The following is a 4514-nucleotide window of genomic DNA, read 5'->3' as shown; positions in this document are numbered from 1 at the left end:
TAGCTTAGAAGTAGTTGAAACTTATAATGCAATGGGTATTCGTCCAATTGGCGCTAATACATTCCAAGTTGTTGAAAGTATCAACCTCTCTGGGGTTCGTCCAGTTGGCTCAAGTGCATTGGTAATTTCTGAAAGCTATTCAACATTCGGTAATCGTCCAATAGCATCAAATGAGATTGACAACTCTGAAAACTTGATGGGTTTTCTAGATTAGACAAATAAAATATCCCCATAACTTTATTAATTATTAACCCAGCTTCGTATAGAAACTGGGTTTTTTATTTAAACAGTCTAAAGAAGGGATTACCATATTTGCACCAGGGCTATTTCGTTCTAAACATAAACCGCCCAGAACTAAAGTTCCGCGGCTCATAGCTTAAGTCCACTAAAGTGGACTAAAAACCTTTCTTAGTGGTCTTTAGACGACTTTTGTTATTAGCCTCAGAATTTATTCTGAGGCGGGCTAGATGAGAATGAAATAGCCCTGTATTTACATTTGTTCTATGTCTTTTAGCATAGGTAACTAAACTATTCTCACTTTATTTTATATTCAACCAACAGCCATAACGCTTACTACAATTGGTTTTCTGAATTTTGAATTTTGAATTTTGAATTTTGAATTTTGAATATGCCTTGTGGTGGAAGGCTTTAGCAAAAACTTTAAGCTAGTGTGTAAAAGTAATAACAAAAGATTTCAAAGTTTGTTTACAGCTTTGAAATAAGTTTTTGATTAAATCAGGAGTACAAAATGAGCATAGAAGATCGCGCAAAAGCAGCTGCTAAAAATGTTGAAGGTAAAGCCCAAGAAGCTTTAGGAAATGTCACTGGAGATCCAGAAGATAAAGCCGAAGGTAAAGCAAAGCAAGCTGAGAGCGAAGTACGTCACGGCATTGAAGACGTGAAAGATAATGTCAAGAAAAATATTGACTAATAATTCAATTGTTTTGCAAAAATAGGGATATAAATGGGGTGGATTCCATTTTTGCAAAAAAGCATGAAGGATTAGAAGATTCAATGCTATACCTCTTTATTCTCCTGTTAGCAAGTGCGGAAAGTTAAAGGAATAGCTTGATTGACAGAATTTCTTGTAGAGACGTAATAAATTACGTCTCTGCATTCCAAAAGAAATGTATTAAAAATTAGAGGAATAACCTCTATAGATTCCAAGTTTATAAATGCAAGCAATTAGTTTGAATATAAACCTATTCTATCTATTGTTTAAAGTGTTTTTTTAGGAGTAAAAAAATGATTCTGCTTCAGCAAAGTCGCAAAATATTGGCGACTTTCCTCTTAATCGGAGTACTGATGATAACTACCGCCTGTGGTGGTACAAGTACAATGTCACAAGTTGACCGCTCAACTACTCCCTCAGCAATTGGCCGAGATGTAACTTATGCAGAGTTAGAGCGAGGCAATACCCCAGGAGGACAAACCTTTGGTAACTGGGTTGTCCAAGCATCTCAAGGATTAGTTCAGGACGCTTTTGTTCGTGATAACAACAAACTAGGTGTTGTGATTTCCCCTAAAGTTCGTCCGAACGAAGTGCGACCATTAGCAAAATCTTTAGTTCAAGGTTTTCATAAAAACTTCCCCAAACAAGATTTAAAGGTTTTGATTTACGCACCTGATAAGCAATTGATTTTGACTACTGAATATGACACTCAAACTAATCAAGTTAAATATACCTAATTGCTGTATTTGCAATTAAAACTTGAAGATAGTTTGATGGGTTTGGAATTATAGCTTGCAAATACTAGCTATCCAAATAATTTGATAAAAAAAGGAGATAAATACAGTGGCAACCAGTGAAGATTATAAGCGTCAAATAATCAAAGATTTGGCTAAAGGTGATGTTGAATCTTTGGATGATACTACAGCCGAATCAACGGCGGAATATCAAAATTTTGATGATTTCGCTCAACGGACAACACCAGATCAACGTCGGCACTTATTTGGTCAATCTTTACATCCCGATCGCATTCCAACCAGCCAAATGGAGCCAGAATTACAACAGGCGATCGCACAAATTAAACCCAATGAACGGGATGATGTAGCAAGAGCCTTTTTCAAACACTTGAAGGAAAGAAAACTAGACGAGAAGCATCTAGAGCAACAGTTGGGGCTTTCTACACACCACGCCAGCCGTATGAGTGCTGATGATGTTAGCAAACTAGCGTCCTTTGTGTATCATAACCACCCTGACATTTTCCGCGAAGTGCTGGCGGAGCAACCAGGGATTATCAAGTTTCTCAGTAATCCTGTAGTAGCAGGCATTCTCGGAATTGCGGCGGCTAAGTGGTTGGGTAGCCGCAAGTAACTTCTGAATTTTGAGTTTGGAGGATGAGTAAGAGATTAGGTGGGTAATAACCCACCTTTATTTTTTGCTTCTTCTTCAGTAGAGATAATGTATAAAATACTGCTAATTTATTTTTAGCCAAATAAAATTCACATAAATCTTATATATTTTTTTCATTTAAACGCGCAATAACCTGAATTTTTAGAGTTTTTAGCTGCATTTTAAAAGGTTTTGCTCAAAAATATATCTTAAAGTTTTCATAAATCCAGGTAATGATTTGTTGAAGATATCTTCTTGTTTAGCGATATTAACTTTGGAACTTACAAAAAAATACGTAATTCTCCTTAGTATATCAAATACGCATAATGAGTGTCATGAGTAGATTTCAGTTAAGACAGAAGTTACGGAAGGGTTTTGCTGCTGACATACGCAAAGCTACTTTGAGTACATTTGCATTCCTTGGTGTCAGTTTTGGGTTTGCTGCCTTAAGTTCGCCAGCATCCGCAAGTTTGTTGTTTCGTGAGAGCTTCGACAATGCGGCACTTTCCATAGATGCTTTTGGTAGCACCAGCAACAATGGTACATTGCAAACAGATGTACCTGTAGGTGCAACTATTCTCAAAGCCTACCTTTATGCGTCTTCTATTTGGAATTATAGTCCTGTAAATGATGTCAGACTGAACGGTAATTTATTGCAGGCTGCTGACGCCTTCCTGCTGACGCCCGACGAAAACCCAGCAACTACTGTACGTTGGGATGTTACCAGCCTTCTCAGCTCTTTGGGAGGTTTGCAGAACCATACTATTGAAGAGCTAGGAGACAATGACGGTGAGACTTTAGTTGTGTCTTATCAAGATGCCACCACCACCGGTTTCTCGTCTTTTATCTTAGACGGTGAACTATCTACAACAGGAGACACAACTAAATTTAATTTTGATAAACTTTATAGCAATGGCGATTTCATAGTATCTTTTGCCGATAGCTTTAGCTATCAGCCAAATGGTCAATTCACTACTGTGGACGTGACAACAAATTCTACTCTCTCTCGACGCTTAACTAGTTCTGCTGGTGGTCAGGATGATGGAACAGGAAATGATGGCGCTCTAATCACTGCTGGCGGTATTGGTGATAGTTTGACTAACCCAGATCCGTTTGCCTCTGATTCTGGCGGTTTTAGGACTGATGATGAACTTTATAATCTAGCACTTGGTAATAGCGCTGATCCTAATCCTTTTATCCAGGCAGGTGATACGTTCCTCCAGTTAAATACTGTAAATCCAAGTAATAATGATAACGTGTATAGTCTGTTTGTTACCAGCACATTCAAAACTAAAGTGTCTGTCCCCGAACCTTTAACTGCATTGGGTTCATTAGCAGTGGGTGGTTTTGGTCTAGCTTTCTGCCGCAAGTACAAGCAGCAACGAAAAGATACCGCGAAAGCTTAGGTCAACAACTTCTAAATAGGTAAATAGAACGTGTTAAGTGTGGAGTTAAAAATTTTTAACTCCACACTTACAGCTATTTTCAGGTAAATAGACCACGCGGTAGGGGTAAAGCGCAATGCTCATTGGTGTCAACAAAAGCCTAGAAATAGCTTTGCTGTGGGCTTCCTCACCCGCCAGAGAATGAATTCTCTGGCTAATAGCTAAAGTCTACTGAAGTAGACTCAAGATTTTGGGGGATATTTAGTCATCAAAAGAAGACTTTGGCTAAAAGCCAAGGAACTGAAGTTCCTTGCGGGACATCGTTTTCACGTTAAGTTGACACCTATGAGCAATGCGCTTTACCCCTACGATAGATGTGGTTCAAATACATGAAAACTGCTGTAAGATTCTGTTTAATGTATTCTTTAGTGAAAGATGGTATAACATCACCTGAAAAATTAATTTAATTTCTGCTGCTGCGCCAATGCCTACTCTTTGAGTGGCTATATCTACCACGGGCGACTGGCTCTCTAGTGACGCAACTTTGCACAATCTGAAAATCATTCCAAAACTCAAAAAACTGTAGTAATATACCACAGGCATTAACTATCTTCAGCTACATCTGATTGTTAACGCTTTTAAATTTACAATCAATAAATGAGAATATACCGTGAGCCTAACTCTTTATTTCCTCCGTCATGGACAAACAGAATGCAGTCGCAATAATTCCTTTTGCGGTTCCATAGACTCAGAACTTACCCCAGAAGGGTTGGATATGGCAAAGGCTTTTGCTG

Annotated in this window: 5 protein-coding genes and 1 pseudogene; all 6 read left to right on the top strand. The window is 38.3% G+C overall.

Annotated features, from left to right (window positions below; genetic code table 11):
* Nucleotides 1–214: pseudogene (locus LC574_RS27840) on the top strand (hypothetical protein); the annotation flags it as partial.
* A gap of 534 nt (nucleotides 215–748) precedes the next feature.
* Nucleotides 749–931, top strand: coding sequence for a CsbD family protein (locus LC574_RS27835; protein WP_100900626.1), 183 nt, complete (start codon nucleotides 749–751; stop codon nucleotides 929–931).
* A gap of 314 nt (nucleotides 932–1245) precedes the next feature.
* Entirely contained in the window at nucleotides 1246–1689 is a 444-nt protein-coding gene (locus LC574_RS27830; RefSeq protein WP_229456904.1) for a hypothetical protein, read from the top strand.
* Between the two features lie 106 nt (nucleotides 1690–1795).
* A complete protein-coding gene (locus tag LC574_RS27825; protein WP_229456903.1) occupies nucleotides 1796–2317 on the top strand; it encodes a hypothetical protein in 522 nt (173 codons plus the stop codon).
* A gap of 353 nt (nucleotides 2318–2670) precedes the next feature.
* Entirely contained in the window at nucleotides 2671–3741 is a 1071-nt protein-coding gene (locus tag LC574_RS27820; protein WP_229456902.1) for a PEP-CTERM sorting domain-containing protein, read from the top strand.
* A gap of 649 nt (nucleotides 3742–4390) precedes the next feature.
* On the top strand, nucleotides 4391–4514 hold a 124-nt coding region (locus LC574_RS27815; RefSeq protein ID WP_229456905.1), incomplete at its 3' end, for a histidine phosphatase family protein.

Origin of the sequence: Nostoc sp. CHAB 5715 (genome assembly GCF_020829685.1) — a bacterium.
Taxonomy (GTDB): domain Bacteria; phylum Cyanobacteriota; class Cyanobacteriia; order Cyanobacteriales; family Nostocaceae; genus Nostoc.
Note: the sequence above shows the minus strand (reverse complement) of the source record. Positions and strands in the feature narration are given on the sequence as shown.